The sequence below is a fragment of the Streptomyces sp. NPDC015242 genome (assembly GCF_043079125.1).
Classification (GTDB): Bacteria; Actinomycetota; Actinomycetes; order Streptomycetales; family Streptomycetaceae; genus Streptomyces.
In genome coordinates this window covers 228,443-250,611 of record NZ_JBIBUF010000003.1, presented here as the reverse complement: position 1 = coordinate 250,611, position 22,169 = coordinate 228,443, and the positions used below count along the sequence as shown (strand labels likewise).

The following is a 22,169-nucleotide window of genomic DNA, read 5'->3' as shown; positions in this document are numbered from 1 at the left end:
TGCGGCGCCGTCAGAACCCGTGCGGCAGCCACGGCGCCAGGCCGCCGGCCCCGCCACCGGCGAATCCGAGGGAGGCCTCGGCCAGCGCCCCCCGCCGTACCTCCCGCACCCGGCCCGCCGCCGCCAGCGCGGCCAGCGACACGCCCCCGAGATACGCCGCGCCCAGCTCCCGTACGGACAGCACGATGTCCGCCGCGTCGGCCGTACGCTCGCAGGACGCCCCCTTCTGGTCCCCGCTCAGCCGCCAACGCCCGGCGTTCCAGGGGCAGAAGGCGTCCTCCACCTCGAACACGACGTCCACCGGCGTCTGATACGTCCGCGCCTGCAGCGCGGCCCCCACCTCCACCGGCCGGACGTACAGCGAGTCCCGCAGCCGCGGCAGGCACCGCCGGATGTCGGACACCAGGTACTGCCACGCGTCGTCGACGGGCCGCCCGCGCACCACCAGCTTCGACGTCAGGTCGACGTCGAAGAGGAAACGCCACAGCGCCGCGTCCGCCGCGGGGTCCAGCGCGGCCAGGTGCTCCAGCACCACCGTGCCCTCGGGCCCGGCGGTCTCCCACTGCGGCTTGATCCGGTACCGCGCGTATCCGACGGTCTCGCCGTCCCGTTCGGCGACGACGCACTGCAGCGGAGACGCCCCACCGCGCTCGCTCTCCGGGTCGAGCACCCCGAGCCGCTCCCAGCCGGGCCGCCGCGCGAGCATGCCGGGCCGCGACGGCACCAGCCGGGCGTACACCGCCTCGCACGCGTCGAGCACGTCGGCCGGCTCGGCGAACCGCAGCCGTACGCCGTCCGTACCGGGCGGCACCGACAGCCGTACCCGGCTGGTGTCGATCTCGGCGTTCAGGTGGAAGGTCGCGTTGCCGTACCCGAACCGGCCGTAGATCGCGGGCTCGCTGGCCGTGAGCACCGCCAGGGGCTCACCCCACGCGCGCACGTCGTCCAGCTGCCGGCGCATCATCGACGTCAGCACACCCCGGCGGCGGTGCGTGGCGGCCACGCTCACCATCGTGACGCCCGCGGCCGGAACCAAGGCCCCGCCCGGGACGGTGAGCCGGAACGTGAACGCCCCGGCCGTCCCCACGCACGCGTCCCCGTCCCACGCCCCGAGTGAACGGTCGAACTCGGTCAGTGAGTTCCACAACTGCCGTTCCTCGGTGGACTCGGGCACTCCGCCGAAGCCCCGTATCAGGGTGTCGTAGAACTTGTCCCATTCGTCCTGCCGGAGCACCCGCAGGTCGGCCGAAGAGCCGGTCGCGTCAGTCGCCATGGCCCATGCCTACCAGGGCGATGCGGGACGAGCGAGGGAATTTCTCCCGGGCGACGGCGGGGCGGCGCGCTGTGACGTTCACTGTGAAGTGCGCCCTCGGACGGGGGACAAGTAGGACCTCCCGTGCCAAGGGGCCGGTCCGATGGATAGGGTCCCGAACTAATGGCAGCAGGACGAGAGCGGCGCGCGGAAGCCGAGACGTTCACGGCCCGGTTGAAGAAGCAGTGGCACCGGGCCCGCGTCGGCGTGCGCCGGGCCGCCGTGGACTACTTCCGCGGCGACGGCTCGGACTGGATCGCCCTGGCCGGTCTCCTGCTGATGGTCCCGGTGATCGCGGCGGCGACCCTGGCCAACTCGGTGTGGTTCTCCCCGGCCGCGCTGGTCCTGCCGGTCGTCGTGGGCGGTCTGCTGCTGCGCCCGGCGAGCCTGCTCGGCCTGTACGCGGCGGCCGCCACGGCGCTGATCGTGGAGTCGGTGCGCCTCGGCCCCTACACCGAGGGCCCGTCCCGGGTCACTCCGGGCGTGGTGCTGGTGGTCGCGGCCTGCGGGTTCTTCGGGCTGCTGCTGGCGCAGTTCCGCAGCCGGGTCGGCGTGCCCTGGCGGCGCGGCGGCACCATGCTGTTCGACCTGCGTGAACGCATCCGGGTGCAGAGCAAGCTGCCCGGCCTGCCGGACGGCTGGCACCGCGAGATGGCCCTGCGCCCGGCGGGCGGCCAGTCCTTCTCGGGCGACTTCGTGGTGGCGGCCCGCACCAACGGCGGCCGCACGCTCGAAGTCGTCCTCACCGACGTCTCCGGCAAGGGCATGGACGCGGGTTCCCGCGCGCTGCTGCTGTCCGGCGCCTTCGGCGGCCTGCTCGGCTCCCTCCCGCCACACGCCTTCCTGCCGGCCGCCAACGGCTATCTGCTCCGCCAGGACTGGGACGAGGGCTTCGCCACCTCCATCCACCTGGTCCTCGACCTGGACTCCGGCGACTACGAGCTCTACTCCGCCGGCCACCCGCCGGGCCTGCAACTGAGCGCGGGCACCGGACGCTGGGAGGAGAAGGCCGCCGAGGGCCCGCTCCTCGGGGTGTACGACGGCGCCCAGTTCGACCCGGTGAAGGGCTCGCTGCGCCCCGGGGACGTGCTGATGCTGTTCACGGACGGCCTGGTGGAGACCTCCGACCGGGACATCGTCGAGGGCATCGACCGCCTCACCGGCGAGGCCGACCGCTATGTGGCGGGCGGCTTCCACGGCGCCGCCTGGCACCTCATCGAGGCCGTCGCGAAGGACGTCAACGACGACCGGGCCCTGCTGCTGATCTGCCGCGAGGGCCCCACGGCCGCCGCCGCGCGCTGAGGCGCCGTCGCCCGGCGGGGCACACTGGAGCCGTGACCGAGACACCCCGAACACCGCTGACGCTGGCCGAGGTCGAGGCCACCGCCCGTGCCGCGCACGCCGGCCAGACGGACAAGGCCGGACGGCCGTACGAGGAACACCTGCGGGCCGTCGCCGAGGGTGTCCGGGCGCGCGGCGGGGACGAGGAACAGATCGCGGCGGCCTGGCTGCACGACGCCGTCGAGGACGACGCCCTGCCGGATCGGTGGCTGCGCGAGGCGCCGCTGGGCAGCCGGACCAAGGACATCGTGCGTGCGCTCACCAAGCGCGCGGGGGAGCCGCCCGAGGCGTACGCGGCCCGCGTCCTCGCCACACCCGGCGCGCTGCTGGTGAAGGAGGCGGACCTGGCGCACAACGCGGACCCGGCGCGCCTCGCGGTCCTCGACGAGGCGACCCGCACACGACTGACCGAGAAGTACGCGCGGATGCGCGCACTCCTCGGTCTCGTCGGCTGAGGCCCGCGGGTCGGTCAGGCGTCGACCTTCTCGCGCTCGCGCTCGCGCCGCTCGGCGCTCTGGCGCTCGCGGGCGAGTTCGGCCGCGTCCCGCTTGAAGGCCCACTCCATCCTCGGTTCCATCGCGAACCGGAACACGCGCTGGACCGGCTTGGTGCACAGCACGGTGACCACCGCGGCCGCGAGGACGGTCACGGCGATCTCACCGGCCGGGTGGTGCAGCCAGGAGGCCTCGAACCAGCCCTGGTAGTCGCCGGCCTTCACCAGGAAGCCGTGCAGCAGATAGCCGTAGAGCGTGCCGGCGCCGAGGGCGGTGAACCACATGTGGCGGCGCGGCACCCAGGCGAAGAAGCACGCCGTCAGCACCAGGGAGCAGCCGAACAGCGCGAGCACCATCACCGGGCCGGTCCACCACGGGGCGCCCAGTTCCTGCGCCGAGTCACGGTGGTAGAACCACGCGGTGTTCATCCGCGGCACCGCCCACCAGCTGACCGCGAGCGCCGCCGCGAACACGGGCACCGACGCGATCCGCACCGACCGGCGGCGCACCATGTGGAAGTGCTCGGGCTTCATCGACAGGCCCAGCACGAAGAACGGCAGGAACTGCAGGACGCGCTGGAGGTCGAGGTCGTCGCCGATCGAGGGGCTGACGGTCGCCAGCATGGCGAGGCCGAGCGCGAGCGGCAGCGGCCAGCGGGCCAGCTTCCAGATGGGGGTGGTCAGCCGCCAGACGAACAGCGCGACCAGGAACCAGGTCAGGTACCAGGGGTCGAGGAGGCTGATGTCCTGGCCCGGGTCGTCGTCGATCCAGCGCTTGAAGAGCGGGTAGGCCGTCTCGAAGACGATGTACGGCACGGCGACGCCGGTGATCAGGCGCTTCAGCCGGTCGGGCCGCATGTCGAAACTGCGGGAGAAGTAGCCGGAGATGATGATGAACGCCGGCATGTGGAACGCGTAGACGACCTGGTACGCGGCCTCGAGTATGCGGCTGTCGCCCTTGAGCGGTTCCCAGGCGTGGCCCATGGCCACCAGCACGATCGCGAGGTACTTGGCGTTGTCGAAGAACGCGTCGCGCTGCTTGCCGTTCTGCTTCTTCTGCGGGCTGTGCGGCGAGCGGGGGCTCGGCACTCCGTCGGCCGGTGACCGGGCCGGGGGAAGTGGCGCCCTGCGGTCGCCGTTCGGTCGCAGCGAGTTCGTCACAGACCCTCCCACCAGGAGCTCGGGGAGACGATCCGGGACCTCGCTGCGCATACGGGGGACGAGGCAGCGTGGAACATCTGAGGCACCCTAGCGTTCCCTGCGGCTATTCGTAAAACGCCGGATGTGAATCCTGGCTATTCGCTGCGGGTACCCCGGATTAGGGGTAGTTGACATCGTCATCGGAGTGATGGCCGACACATCGCCCGCTCACGGATGGTGCACGCTGCCAGGTCCAGCTTGTCGGGATACTTCCGGACTAAGTGATGCATAAGACCAGCAGGCGACTCCGGCGGAATGTCCGCTTCAGTGCCGTTCGGGGCTGCGGCGCAAGGCGGTTGATGAGGCCTCGGCAACAATTCGAATTAATGGCGAACGCGTTGTGTGGAGACGGAAACGGTCCGGTCGAATTCCCCGCGCGGGTGGCCTGTCGAAATTCCGTACGATCAAACGCCGTTGAGTCGCCGCACCGGGGCGGCGTCCCCGCCTCCGGGCGACACGGAGGCGGCCGATGCGTCAGCGGCCGCATAGCCAGGCCGGGTTGGTGGCACGATGGTTCTGGCGGGGTGCGCGGGGTCGCGTCCCCGGGCCGGGAGAGCGAACCGACCGAGGGTGTGATCAGTTGTGGCCATTTCACTGTCTGTGGTGCTGCTGTTGGCGATCATCCTTGTGGTGTTGCTGAGAGGCGGCTCCATCAAGGCAGGCCCCGCGATCGTGGCGGTCCTCTTCGGGTTCTTCCTCGCCTCGACCGGCATGGCCGACGACATCCAGCGGTTCCTCAACTCGATAGCGGAGACCATCAACTCCATCAGCTTCTGACGGCCGGCACGGGCCCGCGCCACCCCGGCCCGGGGCCCGCGGCACGGACGGATACGCTCACCCCGACCACAGGACGGTGCGTGACGGGGGGAACGTACGGGGATGGCGCTGCGCGAGACCGACCCGCCGGAGGTGGGTGGCTACCGCATCGAGGAGCGTCTCGGCTCCGGCGGCATGGGCGTGGTCTACCTCGCCCGCTCGGCCTCCGGCCGGCGCCTGGCGATCAAGGTGGTGCACGGGCAGTACGCCGAGGACGACGAGTTCCGCACCCGCTTCCGCCGCGAGGTGGCCGCCGCCCGCCGGGTGAGCGGCGCGTTCACGGCCCCCGTCGTCGACGCGGACGCCGACGCGCGGCGCCCCTGGATGGCCACGCTCTACATCCCCGGCGCCGACCTCGGCACGCACGTCCGCGAACACGGCCCGCTCCCGCTGCCCCGGCTGCGTGAACTCGCCGCCGGCCTCGCCGAGGCCCTGCGTGACATCCACCGCGCCGGAGTCGTCCACCGCGACCTGAAACCGGCCAACGTGATGCTCGCCGAGGACGGCCCGCGCGTCATCGACTTCGGCATCTCCCGCGCCGCCGAGTTCGCCGCCGCCGACGCCCTCACCCAGACCGGCCGGGTCATGGGCACGCCGCCCTTCATGTCCCCGGAGCAGTTCGCCTCACCCCAGGACGTCGGCCCGGCCGCCGACATCTTCTCCCTCGGCTCGGTCCTCACCCACGCGGCCACCCGCCGCGGCCCCTTCGACAGCCCGAGCCCTTACGAGACCGCCCTCCGCGTCGTCGAGGGCGAACCCGACCTCTCCGGCGTCCCGGCCGAACTGCTCCCCGTCATCCGCCCCTGCCTGGAGAAGCGGCAGGCGTCCCGCCCCACGGCCGGCGAACTGTTCGCCCTGCTCCGTGAAGGCGCGCCCGTCACCGCCTCGCACCGCCCGGCCCGCCCCCGGCCGGGCGCCCGCCCCACCGAGCCCTCGGTGACGGCGTGGCCGGACCCGCCCGGCACGGCCCGCGGCGACGCCGTGCTCCCTCCGCCGGCCGAGCCGGAGGCCGGCCGCGAGGACGACCGCCCCCGCGGGCAGGACAGGACCCCGGACGGGCGCGGCGCGCCGCCCGGCGTCCCGGCGGACGAACCGGCGCCCCGGGCCGGACGCCTGCGCCGCAGGCACGGCCTGCTGCTGGTCTGGGCCGCAGCGGCGGTCGCCCTGGCCGCGCTCGTCACCACCACCGCCGCCCTGGTCCAGGGCGGCGGGCGCACGCCCTCGTCCGGGGCGGAGCCCGCCGACCTGCCGCGGGGCTGGAAACCGTGGGTGTCCCGGGCCGAGGCCCCGGAGGGCGCCCGCATGTACCCGGGCGAGTCCTCCTTCCGGCACTGCGCCGCCGTGGACACGTCACTGGTGTGCGCGGGGGCCCAGACGATGGCTGCCCGCTTCGATCTGGCGCACGGCGGCAACACATGGACCCGGTTCGTCGATCCCACCGCGCCCGACGGCCTGTCCAGCTCCCCGGGCGGGCTCGTCGGCACCGGCGGGAACCGCGTCTTCGCCTACGAGGCGGACGAGGCGGAGCTGGCCGACGGGGCGGGCCCGGTGTTCACCTACACGGTCGCCGCGCTCGCCGCCGACACCGGCAAGGTGCTCTGGCGGACCCGGACCGCATACGGACAGACGGCGAAAACACCCGACCGGGACCAGGGAGGCGCCACCACCGTCCCCGAGGGCGTCGTCACCTTCTACGGGGGGCAGGGCGACCAGTACGCACTGCTGGCCGCAGGCACCGGCGAGGTGGTCTGGAAGCGCCCCGAGCCGCAGGGCGCGGGCAACTGCGCGCTGCGCGCCGAGGACGGCCGGGCCTATCTGATCTGCACCGACCCCGAACGCGCGGAAGGCACCCCCCGCACCCGCGTCTCCCAGCTCAGCGCCGCCACCGGCGAACCGGACTGGACGGTCGAGACGAAGGGCACCCTGGACCTGCTCGGCCGGGCCGGGGACCAACTGGTGCTGGCGGACGCCAGGCGTCCCGGTGCCGGGCTGACCCGCATCCACCTGTCCACGCGCGCGCTCACGACCCTGCGGATCACCGGCAGGGCGTCCGCCGCGTCCGCCGCGCACCTCGTCCGCGGGACCGTCTACTTCACCCACGCCGGCGGCGGCATCAGCGCGGTCTCGCCCCGCACGGGCCGGACCCGCTGGAACAGCAATTCCACCGTCGAACAGCAGGGCCCCCCGGCCGCCTCCGCCACCCACCTGTACGTCGCGTCCCCGAACGGCCGCGTGGCCGCCCTGGACCTCGCCACCGGAGAGGTCGACGCCACCCGGGCCGGCCGTGACGACAGCGCGGCCGCCCCCGGCACCACGGGAGCCCCCCTCGTCCTCGTCGGCGACGCCCTCTACGTCCCCTACGGCACCCGCACCGTGTACACGGCGAACGTGCGGGACCTCTGAACCACGCGGAGAACACCTCGGGCCCGGTTCCGCAGAACCGGGCCCGAGGCTTCGAGAGCGGGCGACGGGAATCGAACCCGCGTAGCTAGTTTGGAAGACTAGGGCTCTACCATTGAGCTACGCCCGCACAGCACGCGCCGCAGGTCGGAGTGACCGCGGCACTGGAGGCATCGTAGCGGGTCGGGCCCGCCCCTCGCACACCGCATTTCCGGCCCCGCGCCGACGCGGTCCGGGCCCCGCGCAAATGCGGCGGCCGCACGGCCTGGCGGCATGTACCCTACGTGTCGCACCAGACGGGGTGTGGCGCAGCTTGGTAGCGCGTCCGCTTTGGGAGCGGAAGGCCGTGGGTTCAAATCCCGCCACCCCGACCAGCCACCCGACCACCTCGGGTGATCCTCTTTCCGATCACTCGCGTGATCGCCTTTTGGGCGGTGTAGTCGCTGCCGTTACTATGCAAGCTGCACGCCCGTGTGTCTCATCGTCTGAAGTCCTCCGGGCGGCGAAATCCGCCGGGCCGCTCTGGCCCCGGCAGAAACCAAGAAGTCAGCCACAAGGAGACCGAACCGTGAAGAGCGCCGTGGAGACCCTGAACCCGACTCGGGTTCGGCTCACTGTCGAGGTGCCCTTCGAGGAGCTCAAGGACAGCCTCGACGCGGCGTACAAGAAGATCAACCAGCAGGTCACGGTGAAGGGCTTCCGCAAGGGCAAGGTCCCGGCCCGGGTCATCGACCAGCGGTTCGGCCGCGGTGCCGTGCTGGAGGAGGCCGTCAACGACGCGCTTCCGAAGTTCTACACCGAGGCGGTCAACGAGGCCGAGCTCAGCCCGCTGGGCCAGCCCGAGGTCGACATCACGGAGCTGAAGGACGGCGAGACGCTGAACTTCACCGCCGAGGTCGACATCCGCCCGGCCATCGAGATCCCGGACTACTCCGGCATCGAGGTCGAGGTCGACGCGGTCGAGGTCACCGACGAGGACGTCGACAAGGCCGTCGAGGAGCTGCGCGAGCGCTTCGCCTCCACCGCCCCGGTCGAGCGTGCCGCCGAGGACGGCGACGTCGTGACGATCGACCTGGAGGCCAAGGTCGACGGCGAGGTCCTGGAGGACGGCGTCGCGAACGGCGTCTCCTACACGATCGGCTCCGGCGAGCTGCTGGACGGCATCGACGACGCCGTGAAGGGCCTGGAGGCCGGTGGCGAGGCCACCTTCACCTCCGAGCTCAAGGGCGGCTCGGCCGCCGGCAAGGAGGCCGAGGTCACCGTCAAGGTCACCCAGGTCGCCAAGCGTGAACTGCCCGAGCTGGACGACGAGTTCGCGCAGCTCGCCTCCGAGTTCGACACCCTCGAGGAGCTGCGCGCGGACAGCCGCAAGCGCCTGGAGAACATGAAGCAGTACGACCAGGCCACGCAGGCCCAGGAGCGCGTCCTGGAGAAGCTGCTGGAGCTCGTCGAGGTGCCCGTCCCCGAGAAGCTGCTCGAGGACGAGATCAACACCCGCAAGCACAACCTGGAGCACCACCAGCTCGGCCAGATGGGCCTCGACCTCGCGAAGTACCTGGAGATCCAGGGCAAGAGCGAGGAGGAGTTCGAGACCGAGACCCGTGAGGCCGCGGTCAAGGGCATCAAGACCCAGTTCGTCCTCGACGAGCTGGTCAAGCAGGAGAAGCTGAACGTCAACCAGGAGGAGCTCACCGAGCACCTCATGCGCCGCGCGGCCTCCTCCGGCATGTCCCCCGACCAGTTCGCCCAGGCGGTCGTCGAGGGCGGCCAGGTTCCGCTCCTGGTCGGCGAGGTCGCCCGCGGCAAGGCCCTGGCCGTCGTGGTCGAGAAGGCCACGGTCAAGGACACCAACGGCGAGATCATCGACCTCGACGACGAAGAGGACGAGACCGCCGCGACCGAGTCCGCCGCGACCGAGTCCGCCGAGGCCGAGGCCACGGAGGCCTCCGCCGAGGAGAAGACCGAGGGCTGAGCCCCGGCAGCGACGAGTTCGTGAGAGAAGGCCCTGGGGCACGCCCCAGGGCCTTCTTGTCACCGGCGGGGGCGGCGCACCTCGCTACGCCCCCGGCGAACACTCCCATCTCCGGGATTCCCCGAAGGGACCCGCGCGTTAGGGTCCATGAATACCAGGGCAGTGGAGTCTCCGATACGGCTCCCGCCCCGCAGGGAACACGTGAGACGGCCCGGCGCCGTCGTAAGACGAGCAGGTGGATACGTGACGAATCTGATGCCTTCAGCCGCCGGCGAGCCTTCCATCGGTGGTGGCCTCGGCGACCAGGTCTACAACCGGCTGCTCAACGAGCGGATCATCTTCCTCGGCCAGCCGGTCGACGACGACATCGCGAACAAGATCACCGCACAGCTGCTGCTCCTTGCCTCGGACCCCGACAAGGACATCTACCTCTACATCAACAGCCCCGGCGGTTCGATCACGGCCGGCATGGCGATCTACGACACCATGCAGTACATCAAGAACGACGTGGTGACCATCGCCATGGGTCTCGCGGCGTCCATGGGCCAGTTCCTGCTCAGCGCGGGCACCCCCGGCAAGCGCTTCGCGCTGCCGAACGCCGAGATCCTGATCCACCAGCCCTCCGCCGGCCTCGCCGGCTCCGCCTCGGACATCAAGATCCACGCGGAGCGGCTGCTGCACACCAAGAAGCGCATGGCCGAGCTCACCGCCCAGCACACGGGCCAGACGGTCGAGCAGATCACCCGCGACTCGGACCGCGACCGCTGGTTCGACGCCTTCGAGGCCAAGGAGTACGGCCTCATCGACGACGTGATCGCCACGGCCGCCGGTATGCCGGGCGGCGGCGGCACCGGGGCCTGAGCGGCCTTACGGGGCTCCATGAGCCCCGTAGGACCCCGCCCGGGCCCGTGAGGGCCCGGGGCGCCCCAGCAGCCCCAGCCGACCGCCTCAGCCCCTTTTCAGGAGACACCGTGAACGCATTCCCCGGCAGTGGGATCTACGACCGTACGCAGGCCGCGCAGGCGAGCGCCGCGCAGGGCCGCTACACCGGCCCGCAGGCCGAGTCCCGCTACGTCATCCCGCGCTTCGTCGAGCGCACCTCCCAGGGCATCCGCGAGTACGACCCGTACGCGAAGCTCTTCGAGGAGCGCGTGATCTTCCTCGGCGTCCAGATCGACGACGCCTCCGCCAACGACGTCATGGCGCAGCTGCTGTGCCTGGAGTCGATGGACCCCGACCGGGACATCTCGGTCTACATCAACAGCCCCGGCGGTTCCTTCACGGCGCTCACGGCGATCTACGACACGATGCAGTACGTGAAGCCGGACATCCAGACGGTCTGCATGGGCCAGGCCGCCTCCGCCGCCGCCGTCCTGCTGGCCGCCGGCACGCCCGGCAAGCGCATGGCCCTGCCGAACGCCCGCGTGCTGATCCACCAGCCGTACAGCGAGACGGGCCGCGGCCAGGTGTCCGACCTGGAGATCGCCGCGAACGAGATCCTCCGGATGCGCACGCAGCTGGAGGAGATGCTGGCCAAGCACTCCACCCAGGCGATCGACAAGATCCGCGAGGACATCGAGCGCGACAAGATCCTCACGGCCGAGGACGCGCTGAACTACGGGCTGATCGACCAGATCATCACCACCCGGAAGATGGACAACTCGAGCCTGCGCTGAGGCGCGAGGCTGTATCGTCTGCCGCCCCTTGGCACGGTTTGGCCCGGTTCACGTCAAAGCGAACCGCGCCAAGGGGGGCCCGGACGGGGGGCCCGGCAAGGTACCGTCGGACATAAGGCAGCACCAGGAGTCCGTTGGACGTCGACGTCCAGGAGTCTCCCAGGCGAAGGGGAAGCACACCGTGGCACGCATCGGTGACGGCGGCGATCTGCTCAAGTGCTCGTTCTGCGGCAAGAGCCAGAAGCAGGTCAAGAAGCTCATCGCAGGGCCCGGTGTCTACATCTGCGACGAGTGCATCGATCTCTGCAACGAGATCATCGAGGAAGAGCTGGCGGAGACCAGCGAGGTCCGCTGGGAGGAACTCCCGAAGCCGCGCGAGATCTACGAGTTCCTCGAGGGCTACGTGGTGGGCCAGGAGGCCGCCAAGAAGGCCCTGTCCGTGGCGGTGTACAACCACTACAAGCGCGTCCAGGCCGGTGAGAACGGCGGGGCGAACGGCCGCGACGACGCCATCGAGTTGGCGAAGTCCAACATCCTCCTGCTGGGCCCCACGGGCTCCGGCAAGACCCTCCTCGCGCAGACCCTGGCGCGGATGCTCAACGTCCCCTTCGCGATCGCCGACGCCACGGCCCTGACGGAGGCCGGCTACGTGGGCGAGGACGTCGAGAACATCCTGCTGAAGCTGATCCAGGCCGCCGACTACGACGTCAAGAAGGCCGAGACCGGGATCATCTACATCGACGAGATCGACAAGGTCGCGCGGAAGAGTGAAAACCCCTCGATCACCCGCGACGTCTCGGGCGAGGGCGTGCAGCAGGCCCTGCTGAAGATCCTGGAGGGCACGACGGCGTCGGTCCCGCCGCAGGGCGGCCGCAAACACCCGCACCAGGAGTTCATCCAGATCGACACGACGAACGTGCTGTTCATCGTGGGCGGTGCCTTCGCCGGCCTGGAGAAGATCATCGAGTCGCGGGCCGGCGCCAAGGGCATCGGCTTCGGCGCGCAGATCCGCTCCAAGCGCGAGATGGAGTCCAAGGACCAGTTCCAGGAGGTCATGCCGGAGGACCTGGTCAAGTTCGGGATGATCCCCGAGTTCATCGGCCGTCTCCCCGTCATCACCTCGGTCCACAACCTCGACCGCGAGGCCCTGCTGCAGATCCTCGTCGAGCCGCGCAACGCGCTCGTCAAGCAGTACCAGCGCCTGTTCGAACTCGACGGCGTGGAGCTGGACTTCGAGCGCGAGGCGCTGGAGGCCATCGCCGACCAGGCCATCCTCCGCCAGACCGGCGCCCGCGGCCTGCGCGCCATCATGGAGGAAGTCCTCCAGGGCGTGATGTACGAGGTCCCGTCCCGCAAGGACGTGGCCCGGGTCGTCATCACGGCCGACGTCGTCCAGTCGAACGTCAACCCGACGCTGATCCCGCGCGACGCGCGCGGCCGCGGCCCGGGCGAGCAGAAGACGGCGTGACACGGCAGACATGACGAAGGGCCCCGGTCACCGACCGGGGCCCTTCGTCATGTCCGTCGAGCGCGTGGCCGTCAGGCCTTGACGCGGATCTCCGGGCGGATCTTGGTGGTGAGGTCGATCGCGGTGTCCTTGGAGACACTCCCGCCGGCCTGTCCGGGCGACACCAGCACGATCGTGCTGTAGTCGGCCCAGGCGCAGAACCAGTCGGTCTTCTCCTTCTTCGTCGCCGGGTCCTGGCCCTTGGCGGCCTGGCACTTCATGACCGCGCCGTCGAGGTCGGCCTCCTCCGGCTCGCCGATCAGCTCGGTCTTGCTGCCGCTGCTGCCGGAAGAGCCCTCCTCCGCCGACTTCTTGAAGTTGGCGAAGAAGGTGTCCAGCGCCGCCTCGGGGTCGGAGACCTCGCCGTACAGACCGATGAACGTGACGGTCTTGGCCGTTGCCATCTGGGCGGCCGACGACGGGTCGGTCGGGTCGTAGTCGCTCAGGTCCGCGGTGGAGTAGGAACCGATCGCCGACTTGGCGTTCTTGACGCCGCTCTTCTCCAGCTCCTTGGTGGAGTCGTCGCCGGCCGTCTGCCCGTCCTTGGTGAAGCGCTTGTACTCGCTCAGCACCTTCGCCGGGGTCGCCAGCTTGTGCGGCCCGTCGTCCTCGACGGCCCCCGCGCCGCCGCCCCCGCCGAGCACGAAGTACGCGCCCACGCCGAGCGCCGCGACCACGGCGACCGCGCCGATGATGATGCCCGTCTTCTTCTTGCCGCCGCCCGGGGCCGGGGGCTGGGGCATGCCGTACGGGGCCTGGCCGTAGGGCGGCTGCTGGCCGTACGGGGGTTGCTGGCCGTACGGAGCCTGCTGGGGCGGGACGCCCTGCGGGGGCTGCTGCGGGTAGCCGTAGCCCGGCTGGGGCGGAGGGGCCTGCTGGGGGTAGCCGTAGCCGGGCTGGGGCGCCTGCGGCGGCTGGCCGTACGGACCCGGCTGGCCGTACGGTCCGGGCTGCTGGGGCTGCCCGCCGTACGGGCCCGGCTGGTTGTAGCTCATGTTCTGGGTTCCCCTCCAGATGCTTACGTGTTTCCGACATCCTGGCGCAGACCCGCCGTGTGCATGGCATCGGGCCCCCCCACCGTTACAAAGGAAACGCGTTTCGGGACGGGGTCGTGACACCTCTAAACTGAGCCCCGTGACCGAGAACGCTCAGCAGCAGCCACCAGCGCCCAGCACCGACCTGCCGACCCAGTACGCGCCGGCCGACGTGGAGGGGCCGCTGTACGAGCGCTGGGTAGAGCGGGGTTACTTCGAGGCGGACGCCAAGAGCGACAAGCCTCCGTACACCATCGTCATCCCGCCGCCGAACGTCACCGGCAGCCTGCACCTCGGGCACGCCTTCGAGCACACCCTCATCGACGCCCTGACCCGCCGTAAGCGGATGCAGGGCTACGAGACGCTGTGGCAGCCGGGCATGGACCACGCCGGCATCGCCACCCAGAACGTCGTCGAGCGCGAGCTCGGCAAGGAGGGCAAGTCCCGGCACGACCTGGGCCGTGAGGCCTTCGTCGAGCGGGTCTGGCAGTGGAAGGGCGAGTCCGGCGGCCAGATCAGCGGCCAGATGCGGCGGTTGGGCGACGGCGTCGCCTGGTCGCGCGAGCGCTTCACGATGGACGAGGGCCTCTCCCAGGCCGTCCAGACCATCTTCAAGCGCCTCTACGACGACGAGCTGATCTACCGCGCCGAGCGCATCATCAACTGGTGCCCGCGCTGTCTGACGGCCATCTCGGACATCGAGGTCGAGTACCAGGACGACGACGGCGAGCTCGTCTCCATGAAGTACGGCGACGGGGACGAGACCATCGTCGTCGCCACCACCCGTGCCGAGACGATGCTGGGTGACACGGCCGTCGCCGTCCACCCCGAGGACGAGCGCTACAAGCACCTGGTCGGCAAGCTGGTCAAGCTGCCGCTGACCGACCGCTCCATCCCGGTGGTCGCGGACGAGCACGTCGACCCCGAGTTCGGCACGGGTGCCGTCAAGGTCACCCCGGCGCACGACCCGAACGACTTCGAGATCGGCCAGCGCCACGACCTGCCGGCCGTCACGATCATGGACGAGCACGCGGTCATCACCGCGCACGGCCCGTTCCAGGGCCTGGACCGGCTGGAGGCCCGCTCGGCGATCGTCGCCGCGCTGCGCGCCGAGGGCCGGATCGTCGCCGAGAAGCGGCCCTACGTCCACTCCGTCGGCCACTGCTCGCGCTGCAAGACCACCATCGAGCCGCGCCTGTCGATGCAGTGGTGGGTCAAGGTCGGCCCGCTGGCCAAGGCGGCCGGTGACGCCGTCCGCGACGGCCGGGTCAAGATCCACCCGCAGGAGATGGAGAAGCGCTACTTCGACTGGGTCGACAACCTCCACGACTGGTGCATCTCGCGCCAGCTGTGGTGGGGCCACCGCATCCCCGTCTGGTACGGCCCCGACGGCGAGGTCGTCTGCGTCGGCCCCGACGAGGAGCCGCCGAGCGGCGAGGGCTGGCGCCAGGACACCGACGTCCTCGACACCTGGTTCTCCTCGGGCCTGTGGCCGTTCTCCACGCTCGGCTGGCCCGAGCAGACCGAGTCGCTCGCGAAGTTCTACCCGAACTCCGTCCTGGTCACCGGTTACGACATCCTCTTCTTCTGGGTCGCCCGGATGATGATGTTCGGCCTGTACGCGATGGACGGCACCCCGCCGTTCCACACCATCGCCCTGCACGGCATGGTCCGCGACCAGTTCGGCAAGAAGATGTCGAAGTCCTTCGGCAACGCGGTCAACCCGCTGGACTGGATGGACAAGTACGGCTCGGACGCCCTGCGCTTCACCCTGGCCCGCGGCGCCAACCCGGGCGTCGACGTGCCGATCGGTGAGGACTGGGTCCAGGGCTCGCGCAACTTCGCCAACAAGATCTGGAACGCCACCCGCTTCGCGCTGATGAACGGCGCGACGGTCGAGGGCCCGCTGCCGGAGCCGTCGGAGATGTCCCCGACGGACCGCTGGATCCTCTCCCGGCTGAACTCGGTCGTCGCCGAGGTCGACGCGTACTACGACGACTACCAGTTCGCGAAGCTGTCCGACTCCCTGTTCCACTTCGCCTGGGACGAGGTCTTCGACTGGTACGTCGAGCTGTCCAAGACGACGTTCCAGGCGGGCGGCGAGCCGGCCGAGGTCAGCAAGCGCGTCCTCGGCGAGGTCCTCGACGTCACGCTGAAGCTGCTGCACCCGGTGGTCCCGTTCGTCACCGAGACGCTGTGGACGACGCTGACCGGCGGCGAGTCGGTCGTCATCGCCGAGTGGCCGAAGGACAGCGGCTTCCGGGACGCCGGCGCCGAGCGTGAGATCGCCTCGCTCCAGTCGGTCATCACCGAGGTCCGCCGCTTCCGCGCCGACCAGGGCCTCCAGCCCGGCCAGCGGGTCCCGGCCCGGCTCACCCTGGACGGCACGCCGTTCGCGCCGCACGAGGCGGCCATCCGCCAGCTGCTGCGCCTGCAGCCCGAGGGCGAGTCCTTCACGGCGACGGCGACCCTCCCGGTCGCCGGTGCCGAGGTCGCCCTCGACCTGTCCGGCACGATCGACGTGGCGGCGGAGCGCAAGCGCCTCGCGAAGGACCTCGCCGCGGCCGAGAAGGAGAAGGCCCAGGCGAACGCCAAGCTCGGCAACGAGGCGTTCCTCGCGAAGGCCCCCGACCACGTCGTGGACAAGATCCGCACCCGCCTCGCCAAGGCGGAGGAGGACATCACCCGCATCCGGTCCCAGCTGGAGCGCCTGCCGCAGGCGTAGTCGCCCGTACCGGTCGTGAAGGCCCCCGTGCTCGTCGGCGCGGGGGCCTTCACGCAGTTCAGGGGCGCGGGGAACCGCGCGACCAGCCATGGACGGCCCGCACTCGCCCGACGACACAAGCCACCCCCGACCGACGTCACCCAGCCTCCGTAGACTGGCCCCGTGAGCGAGCTCCCCCCGGACCACAGCGCCGACGACCAGCCCGACCCCCTCAACGCCTTCGACGAGATCATCGCCGAGGAGACCACCCGCGACCCCGACCTCGCGGTCATCGAGGCCGGCAGCCGCACCCTGCGCACCCAGGGCGGCCCGCCCGACGGGGACATCCCCGCCCGGCCCGCCGACCCCGAGGTCGACAAGGCCCTGCGCGAGGTCGAGGCGGAGCTCGCCACCCGCTGGGGCGAGACGAAGCTGGAGCCGTCGGTCGCCCGTATCGCCGCCCTGATGGACGTGCTCGGAGAGCCGCAGCGCTCGTACCCGTCGATCCACATCACGGGCACCAACGGCAAGACCTCCACGGCCCGCATGATCGAGGCCCTGCTCGGCGCCTTCGAGCTGCGCACCGGCCGCTACACCTCACCCCACGTGCAGTCGATCACCGAGCGCATCAGCCTGGACGGCGCGCCCATCTCCGCCGAGCGGTTCATCGAGACGTACCAGGACATCAAGCCGTACGTGGAGATGGTCGACGCGTCGCAGGACTACCGGCTGTCGTTCTTCGAGGTGCTCACCGGCATGGCGTACGCGGCGTTCGCCGACGCCCCGGTGGACGTCGCCGTCGTCGAGGTCGGCATGGGCGGCTCCTGGGACGCGACGAACGTGATCGACGGTGACGTCGCCGTCGTCACGCCCATCGACCTCGACCACACCGACCGGCTCGGCGGCACGTACGCCGAGATCGCCACGGAGAAGTCCGGCATCGTCAAGCAGGACGCGACCGTCATCCTGGCGCAGCAGCCGGTCGAGGCGGCGCAGGTGCTGCTGAAGAAGGCCGTCGAGGTGGACGCGACGGTGGCCAGGGAGGGCCTGGAGTTCGGTGTCGTGGACCGGCAGGTGGCCGTCGGCGGCCAGCTGCTGACCCTGCGCGGCCTGGGCGGCGAGTACCGCGAGGTGTACCTGCCGCTGCACGGCGCGCACCAGGCGCACAACGCGGCCGTGGCGCTCGCCGCCGTCGAGGCGTTCTTCGGCGTCGGCGCGCAGCGGCCCGACCCGCTGGACCTGGACACGGTCCGCAAGGCGTTCGCCGCCGTGGCCTCGCCCGGCCGGCTGGAGGTCGTGCGGCGCTCCCCGACGGTCGTGCTGGACGCCGCCCACAACCCGGCGGGCGCCCGGGCGGCGGCCGAGGCGATCGGGGAGGCGTTCCAGTTCAGCCGCCTGATCGGTGTGGTCGGCGCGAGCGGCGACAAGAACGTGCGGGGGCTGCTGGAGGCCTTCGAGCCGGTGTTCGCCGAGGTCGTCGTCACGCAGAACTCCAGCCACCGCGCGATGGACGCCGACGAGCTGGCCGGCATCGCCGTCGAGGTGTTCGGCGAGGACCGCGTCCAGGTCGAGCCGCGGCTGCCCGACGCGCTGGAGGCCGCCATCACGCTGGCCGAGGAGGAGGGCGAGTTCGCGGGCGGCGGTGTGCTCGTCACCGGTTCGGTCATCACCGTCGGCGAGGCCCGACTGCTCCTGGGGAGAGGCTGAGATCCCATGCGCACCCTGTGTTCTTCGACCCTGATCGGCGAGTTCTTCGTCATCGGCTTCGCCGGGCTGGTCGCCATGAAGGATCCCGGCCTGTCCATGAGCACCGTGTGGACGGTGAGCGGCATCGCGATGTTCCTGTGCCTGCTGCTGTGCGGCCTGGTGACGCGCCCCGGCGGGGTCGCGCTCGGGTGGGCGCTGCAGCTCGCGCTGATCGCGTCCGGCTTCATCGTGCCGACCATGTTCTTCCTCGGCGCGATCTTCGCGGCCCTGTGGTGGGCGTCCGTGCACTACGGGCGGAAGGTGGACGAGGCCAAGGCGAGATTCGCCGCCCAGGCCGCTTCCTCCACACCTGACGCTGCGTAACAGGCGCCCCGACACGCCGGGTAATCTCGTCCCACCGCATCACCGCATCACCGCACAGCCTTGACGCATAAGGAGCCCCGTCGTGACCCAGCGCACCCTCGTCCTCCTCAAGCCCGACGCCGTCCGTCGTGGCCTGACCGGCGAGATCATCAGCCGCATCGAGCGCAAGGCGGGCTGGACGATCACCGCGCTGGAGCTGCGCACCCTGGACCAGGACACGCTGGAGCAGCACTACGGCGAGCACAAGGGCAAGCCGTTCTACGAGCCGCTGGTCGCGTTCATGGCCTCCGGCCCGGTCGTGGCGATGATCGTCGAGGGTGAGCGGGTCATCGAGGGCGTGCGCCAGCTGGCCGGCCCGACGGACCCGATCGCGGCGGCGCCCGGCTCCATCCGCGGCGACTTCGGCGTCATCGTCCGGGAGAACCTGATCCACGCCTCCGACTCCGAGGAGTCCGCCGAGCGCGAGGTGAAGATCTTCTTCCCCGGCCGGGCGTAACGTCCGCACTCCACCAGCACAAACGGCAGGTCCGGGGGCGCCCGCCCCCGGGCTTTGCGGCATATGCGTGGCGTACGAGGGAACGATCGCCCCCGAACGCCCGTCTCCACAAGCGAAGCCGCACAGCATCTGCTGACAATGGCGGAGACCCTCCCGCAGTGTTCGCGAAGGCGCGTCTACCATGGAAGCCTTCACGTCACAGCACCCACCTTTGCCGACCTGAAAAGCCCTCAAAAGCTCATGGGAAGGCCAGACGAATCCTGATGGGGAACTCAATGTCGTTCATCGGCCGTGACATGGCTGTCGACCTCGGGACCGCCAACACGCTGGTGTACGTCAGGGGTCGCGGGATCGTACTCAACGAGCCGTCCGTTGTCGCGATCAACACCAACACCGGTGGCATCCTCGCGGTCGGCGCCGAAGCGAAGAAGATGATCGGGCGCACGCCCGGCAACATCGTTGCCGTGCGTCCGCTGAAGGACGGCGTGATCGCCGACTTCGAGATCACCGAGCGGATGCTCCGCTACTTCATCCTGAAGATCCACAAGCGGCGGTATCTGGCTCGTCCGCGGGTCGTCGTCTGTGTGCCCTCGGGCATCACGGGCGTCGAGCGCCGTGCCGTCATCGAGGCGTCGTCCCAGGCCGGCGCCCGCCAGGTGCACATCATCGAGGAGCCGATGGCCGCGGCCATCGGCTCCGGCCTGCCGGTCCACGAGGCCACGGGCAACATGGTGGTCGACATCGGCGGCGGCACGACGGAGGTCGCGGTCATCTCCCTCGGCGGCATCGTCACCGCCCAGTCCATCCGTGTCGCCGGCGACGAACTGGACAACGCGATCATCCAGCACATCAAGAAGGAGTACTCCCTCCTGCTGGGTGAGCGGACGGCCGAACAGATCAAGATCACGATCGGTTCGGCGTACGACCTCGACACCGACGAGCACACCGAAATCCGCGGCCGGGACCTGGTGTCCGGGTTGCCGAAGACCGTCGTCATCTCCGCCGCCGAGGTCCGCAAGGCGATCGAGGAACCGGTCAACGCCATCGTCGACGCCGTCAAGACGACCCTCGACAAGTGCCCGCCGGAGCTGTCCGGCGACATCATGGACCGAGGAATCGTTCTGACCGGCGGCGGAGCGCTGCTGCGGGGCCTGGACGAACGGCTGCGCCGGGAGACCGGGATGCCGATCCACATCGCCGAGGACCCGCTGGACAGCGTGGCGCTCGGATCCGGAAAGTGCGTCGAGGAGTTCGAGGCGCTGCAGCAGGTGCTGGACGCCCAGCCGCGCAGATGACATAACTCTTCGATTCCGCCGTACGGGACGATCTCCTCTCGTACGGCGGATCGTTGATATAGAGGCATAAGCTCCCACAAAGCAGCCCCTCGGTATTCCCTGGGGCTTCCCGAATTCCTATGAGGAAGGGCACGGCCGCCGCACGTGAGGGACACACGAGAGAGCCGGCTGCTCCTGGTGCTGCTGATCGCCGTCGCGTTCGCGTTGATCACGGTGGACATCCGCGGTGGGGAGGACTCGCCCGTCGACGGTGCCCGGCAGGCCGCGGCGACGGTCTTCGGCCCGATCGAGAGCGGCGTGTCGTCCGCGGTCGACCCGGTCGGCAACGCGGTCTCCGCCATCCGCGACTCCGGCGAACGGCACGACCGGCTCGCCATGCTGGAGAAGGAGAACGCCGCCCTGAAGGCGCGGCTCGGCAGCGACGACCGCGCCCGCAGCCGCCTCAAGCAGCTCGACAGGATGCTCAAGGTCGCCGGGCAGGGCCAGTACGGCATCAAGGGCGCCGAGGTCATCGCGATCGGGGCGGCGCAGGGATTCTCCTGGACCATCACCATCGACGTCGGCGCCGAGGACGGCATCAAGCGCGACATGACCGTCCTCAACGGCGACGGACTCGTCGGCCGCGTCACCACCGTCGGGCCGCACACCGCCACGGTCCTGCTCGCCAGCGACCCCGACTTCACGGTCGGCACGCGCATGGAGTCCGGCGACGAGCTCGGCTTCGCCTCCGGGCAGGGCGACCGCCCGCTGCGCGTCGAACTCCTCAACGGCAAGGCCGAGGTGAAGAAGGGCGACCGGCTCGTCACCTTCGGCTCGCAGGCCGACCGGCCGTTCGTGCCCGGCGTGCCCGTCGGCGTGGTCTCCCGCGTCGACCCCTCCGGCGGCGGCCTGACCCGCACGCTGTACGTCACGCCGTACGTCGGCTTCACCAAGCTCGACATCGTCGGTGTCGTCGTCGAGCCCCCGAAGAAGGACCCGCGCGACACGGTGCTCCCGCCCAAGCCCAAGCCGACCCCGAGGCCGACGGTGACGGTGACCGTGACGCCGTCCGCCGAGGCCCCCGTGGACGGCCAGAACCAGCAAGAGCAGTAGGAGCTGTCACCCCCATGCGCGTCAACCGGATCCTGCTCTCCTCCGCCCTGGTCGTCGTCGCCCTGGTGATCCAGGTGAGCGTCCTCGCCCGCCTGCACCTGCCCGGCGCGGTGCCCGACCTGCTGCTGCTCACCGTCCTGGGCCTGGCGCTGGTGTACGGGCACGTCGGCGGTGCCCTCGTCGGGTTCGCCGCGGGTCTGCTCGCCGACCTGGCCCCGCCCGCCGACCACGCCGCCGGGCGGTACGCCCTGGTGCTGTGCGTCATCGGCTACCTCGCGGGCCTGGTGAAGCCCGAGACCGGCCAGCTGAAGTCCGCGACCGGCCCGATGGTCGTGGTGGTCGCCGCCGCGGTCGGCTCGACCCTGCTGTACGCCGGGGTCGGCGCCCTCGTCGGGGACACCGCCGCCCGTCACGTGGGCCTGGGCGGCCTGCTGTTCACGGCCGCCCTGTACGACCTGCTGCTCGCCCCGTTCGTGGTGCCGGGGGTGATGGCGCTGGCCCGGCGCGCGGAGAACGATCCGCTCGCCGAGTCCACGTCGGCCGCCAAGGCCACGGACATCTCCTCCGGCTGGCTCTCCGGCGGCACGGGTCTGCGGATCGGCAGCCAGCGCAACGGACTGCGGGTGAAGGCGGCCCGCGCGCGGATGGCGCGGGCCGGACGCATCAAGGGGGTCAAGCGGCTGTGACCCGGGGGAAGTTCACCCGAACGGTGCGGTCCGGCAGGAACGCCGGCGCGTGGGCCCGTCGTTCCTCACTCGACA

Annotated in this window: 18 protein-coding genes and 2 tRNA genes; 16 read left to right on the top strand and 4 right to left on the bottom strand. The window is 70.7% G+C overall.

Features of this window, described 5'->3' with window-relative positions:
• Positions 1 to 10 precede the first annotated feature (10 nt).
• Positions 11 to 1,273 carry a GNAT family N-acetyltransferase gene (locus ACF07N_RS12665; RefSeq protein WP_392111556.1) on the bottom strand — a complete coding sequence of 421 codons (1,263 nt, stop codon included), beginning with the start codon at positions 1,271 to 1,273 and terminating at the stop codon, positions 11 to 13.
• 162 nt (positions 1,274 to 1,435) lie between these two features.
• Here ACF07N_RS12665 and ACF07N_RS12660 point away from each other — a divergent pair, with 162 nt between their 5' ends.
• The gene (locus ACF07N_RS12660) at positions 1,436 to 2,614 is read left to right on the top strand and encodes a PP2C family protein-serine/threonine phosphatase (RefSeq protein ID WP_383322404.1); all 1,179 of its coding nucleotides are present in this window, start codon (positions 1,436 to 1,438) and stop codon (positions 2,612 to 2,614) included.
• A gap of 32 nt (positions 2,615 to 2,646) precedes the next feature.
• Positions 2,647 to 3,108, top strand: a complete 462-nt coding sequence (locus ACF07N_RS12655) for an HD domain-containing protein (protein ID WP_392111553.1) — start codon at positions 2,647 to 2,649, stop codon at positions 3,106 to 3,108.
• A 14-nt stretch (positions 3,109 to 3,122) separates the two neighbouring features.
• On the opposite strand, the gene ACF07N_RS12650 is transcribed toward ACF07N_RS12655, so the two are convergent.
• A complete protein-coding gene (locus ACF07N_RS12650; RefSeq protein ID WP_383535538.1) occupies positions 3,123 to 4,307 on the bottom strand; it encodes an acyltransferase family protein in 1,185 nt (394 codons plus the stop codon).
• A 621-nt stretch (positions 4,308 to 4,928) separates the two neighbouring features.
• On the opposite strand from ACF07N_RS12650, the gene ACF07N_RS12645 reads away from it, so the two are divergent.
• On the top strand, positions 4,929 to 5,123 hold the full coding sequence (locus ACF07N_RS12645) for a hypothetical protein (protein WP_003990237.1): 195 nt from the start codon (positions 4,929 to 4,931) through the stop codon (positions 5,121 to 5,123).
• Positions 5,124 to 5,225: 102 nt separating this feature from the next.
• Positions 5,226 to 7,565 (top strand): protein kinase, encoded by a 2,340-nt coding sequence (locus ACF07N_RS12640; protein ID WP_392111548.1) that lies wholly within the window; start codon positions 5,226 to 5,228, stop codon positions 7,563 to 7,565.
• 56 nt (positions 7,566 to 7,621) lie between these two features.
• On the opposite strand, the gene ACF07N_RS12635 is transcribed toward ACF07N_RS12640, so the two are convergent.
• Positions 7,622 to 7,692, bottom strand: a tRNA-Gly gene (locus tag ACF07N_RS12635).
• A 167-nt stretch (positions 7,693 to 7,859) separates the two neighbouring features.
• Here ACF07N_RS12635 and ACF07N_RS12630 point away from each other — a divergent pair.
• From ACF07N_RS12630 to clpX, 5 genes are all read left to right on the top strand, one after another.
• A tRNA-Pro gene (locus ACF07N_RS12630) sits at positions 7,860 to 7,936 on the top strand.
• A gap of 194 nt (positions 7,937 to 8,130) precedes the next feature.
• Positions 8,131 to 9,534 carry a trigger factor gene (gene tig, locus ACF07N_RS12625; RefSeq protein WP_392111545.1) on the top strand — a complete coding sequence of 468 codons (1,404 nt, stop codon included), beginning with the start codon at positions 8,131 to 8,133 and terminating at the stop codon, positions 9,532 to 9,534.
• A gap of 255 nt (positions 9,535 to 9,789) precedes the next feature.
• The gene (locus tag ACF07N_RS12620) at positions 9,790 to 10,395 is read left to right on the top strand and encodes an ATP-dependent Clp protease proteolytic subunit (RefSeq protein WP_031114129.1); all 606 of its coding nucleotides are present in this window, start codon (positions 9,790 to 9,792) and stop codon (positions 10,393 to 10,395) included.
• A gap of 110 nt (positions 10,396 to 10,505) precedes the next feature.
• On the top strand, positions 10,506 to 11,210 hold the full coding sequence (locus ACF07N_RS12615) for an ATP-dependent Clp protease proteolytic subunit (RefSeq protein WP_392111542.1): 705 nt from the start codon (positions 10,506 to 10,508) through the stop codon (positions 11,208 to 11,210).
• A gap of 181 nt (positions 11,211 to 11,391) precedes the next feature.
• Positions 11,392 to 12,678: an ATP-dependent Clp protease ATP-binding subunit ClpX gene (gene clpX / locus ACF07N_RS12610; RefSeq protein WP_010041898.1), complete on the top strand. Its 1,287-nt coding sequence runs from the start codon at positions 11,392 to 11,394 to the stop codon at positions 12,676 to 12,678.
• A 71-nt stretch (positions 12,679 to 12,749) separates the two neighbouring features.
• Here clpX and ACF07N_RS12605 read toward each other — a convergent pair whose 3' ends face one another.
• Entirely contained in the window at positions 12,750 to 13,712 is a 963-nt protein-coding gene (locus tag ACF07N_RS12605) for a hypothetical protein (RefSeq protein ID WP_392111539.1), read from the bottom strand.
• A gap of 139 nt (positions 13,713 to 13,851) precedes the next feature.
• On the opposite strand from ACF07N_RS12605, the gene ACF07N_RS12600 reads away from it, so the two are divergent.
• The 7 genes from ACF07N_RS12600 (at position 13,852) to mreD (ending at position 22,094) form a co-directional block, all read left to right on the top strand.
• Positions 13,852 to 16,476, top strand: coding sequence for a valine--tRNA ligase (locus ACF07N_RS12600; RefSeq protein ID WP_392111536.1), 2,625 nt, complete (start codon positions 13,852 to 13,854; stop codon positions 16,474 to 16,476).
• Between the two features lie 162 nt (positions 16,477 to 16,638).
• The gene (locus ACF07N_RS12595; RefSeq protein ID WP_383322427.1) at positions 16,639 to 18,162 is read left to right on the top strand and encodes a bifunctional folylpolyglutamate synthase/dihydrofolate synthase; all 1,524 of its coding nucleotides are present in this window, start codon (positions 16,639 to 16,641) and stop codon (positions 18,160 to 18,162) included.
• A gap of 6 nt (positions 18,163 to 18,168) precedes the next feature.
• Entirely contained in the window at positions 18,169 to 18,525 is a 357-nt protein-coding gene (locus tag ACF07N_RS12590) for a DUF4233 domain-containing protein (RefSeq protein WP_383322430.1), read from the top strand.
• A gap of 82 nt (positions 18,526 to 18,607) precedes the next feature.
• Positions 18,608 to 19,021, top strand: a complete 414-nt coding sequence (gene ndk, locus ACF07N_RS12585) for a nucleoside-diphosphate kinase (protein WP_383322433.1) — start codon at positions 18,608 to 18,610, stop codon at positions 19,019 to 19,021.
• Between the two features lie 275 nt (positions 19,022 to 19,296).
• Positions 19,297 to 20,316: a rod shape-determining protein gene (locus ACF07N_RS12580; protein WP_006133575.1), complete on the top strand. Its 1,020-nt coding sequence runs from the start codon at positions 19,297 to 19,299 to the stop codon at positions 20,314 to 20,316.
• A 144-nt stretch (positions 20,317 to 20,460) separates the two neighbouring features.
• On the top strand, positions 20,461 to 21,408 hold the full coding sequence (gene mreC, locus ACF07N_RS12575; RefSeq protein ID WP_383322438.1) for a rod shape-determining protein MreC: 948 nt from the start codon (positions 20,461 to 20,463) through the stop codon (positions 21,406 to 21,408).
• A 14-nt stretch (positions 21,409 to 21,422) separates the two neighbouring features.
• Entirely contained in the window at positions 21,423 to 22,094 is a 672-nt protein-coding gene (gene mreD, locus ACF07N_RS12570) for a rod shape-determining protein MreD (RefSeq protein ID WP_383322441.1), read from the top strand.
• Positions 22,095 to 22,169: the final 75 nt, after the last annotated feature.

What these genes read in the sequence shown, in the direction of transcription:
- mreD (WP_383322441.1), top strand. Translation starts at nt 21,423, where the DNA reads ATGCGCGTCAACCGGATCCTGCTCTCCTCCGCCCTGGTCGTCGTCGCC.
- ACF07N_RS12580 (WP_006133575.1), top strand. Translation starts at nt 19,297, where the DNA reads ATGTCGTTCATCGGCCGTGACATGGCTGTCGACCTCGGGACCGCCAAC.
- ACF07N_RS12620 (WP_031114129.1), top strand. Translation starts at nt 9,790, where the DNA reads ATGCCTTCAGCCGCCGGCGAGCCTTCCATCGGTGGTGGCCTCGGCGAC.
- ACF07N_RS12605 (WP_392111539.1), bottom strand. Translation starts at nt 13,712, where the DNA reads ATGAGCTACAACCAGCCGGGCCCGTACGGCGGGCAGCCCCAGCAGCCC.
- ACF07N_RS12640 (WP_392111548.1), top strand. Translation starts at nt 5,226, where the DNA reads ATGGCGCTGCGCGAGACCGACCCGCCGGAGGTGGGTGGCTACCGCATC.
- ACF07N_RS12660 (WP_383322404.1), top strand. Translation starts at nt 1,436, where the DNA reads ATGGCAGCAGGACGAGAGCGGCGCGCGGAAGCCGAGACGTTCACGGCC.
- ACF07N_RS12665 (WP_392111556.1), bottom strand. Translation starts at nt 1,273, where the DNA reads ATGGCGACTGACGCGACCGGCTCTTCGGCCGACCTGCGGGTGCTCCGG.
- ACF07N_RS12590 (WP_383322430.1), top strand. Translation starts at nt 18,169, where the DNA reads ATGCGCACCCTGTGTTCTTCGACCCTGATCGGCGAGTTCTTCGTCATC.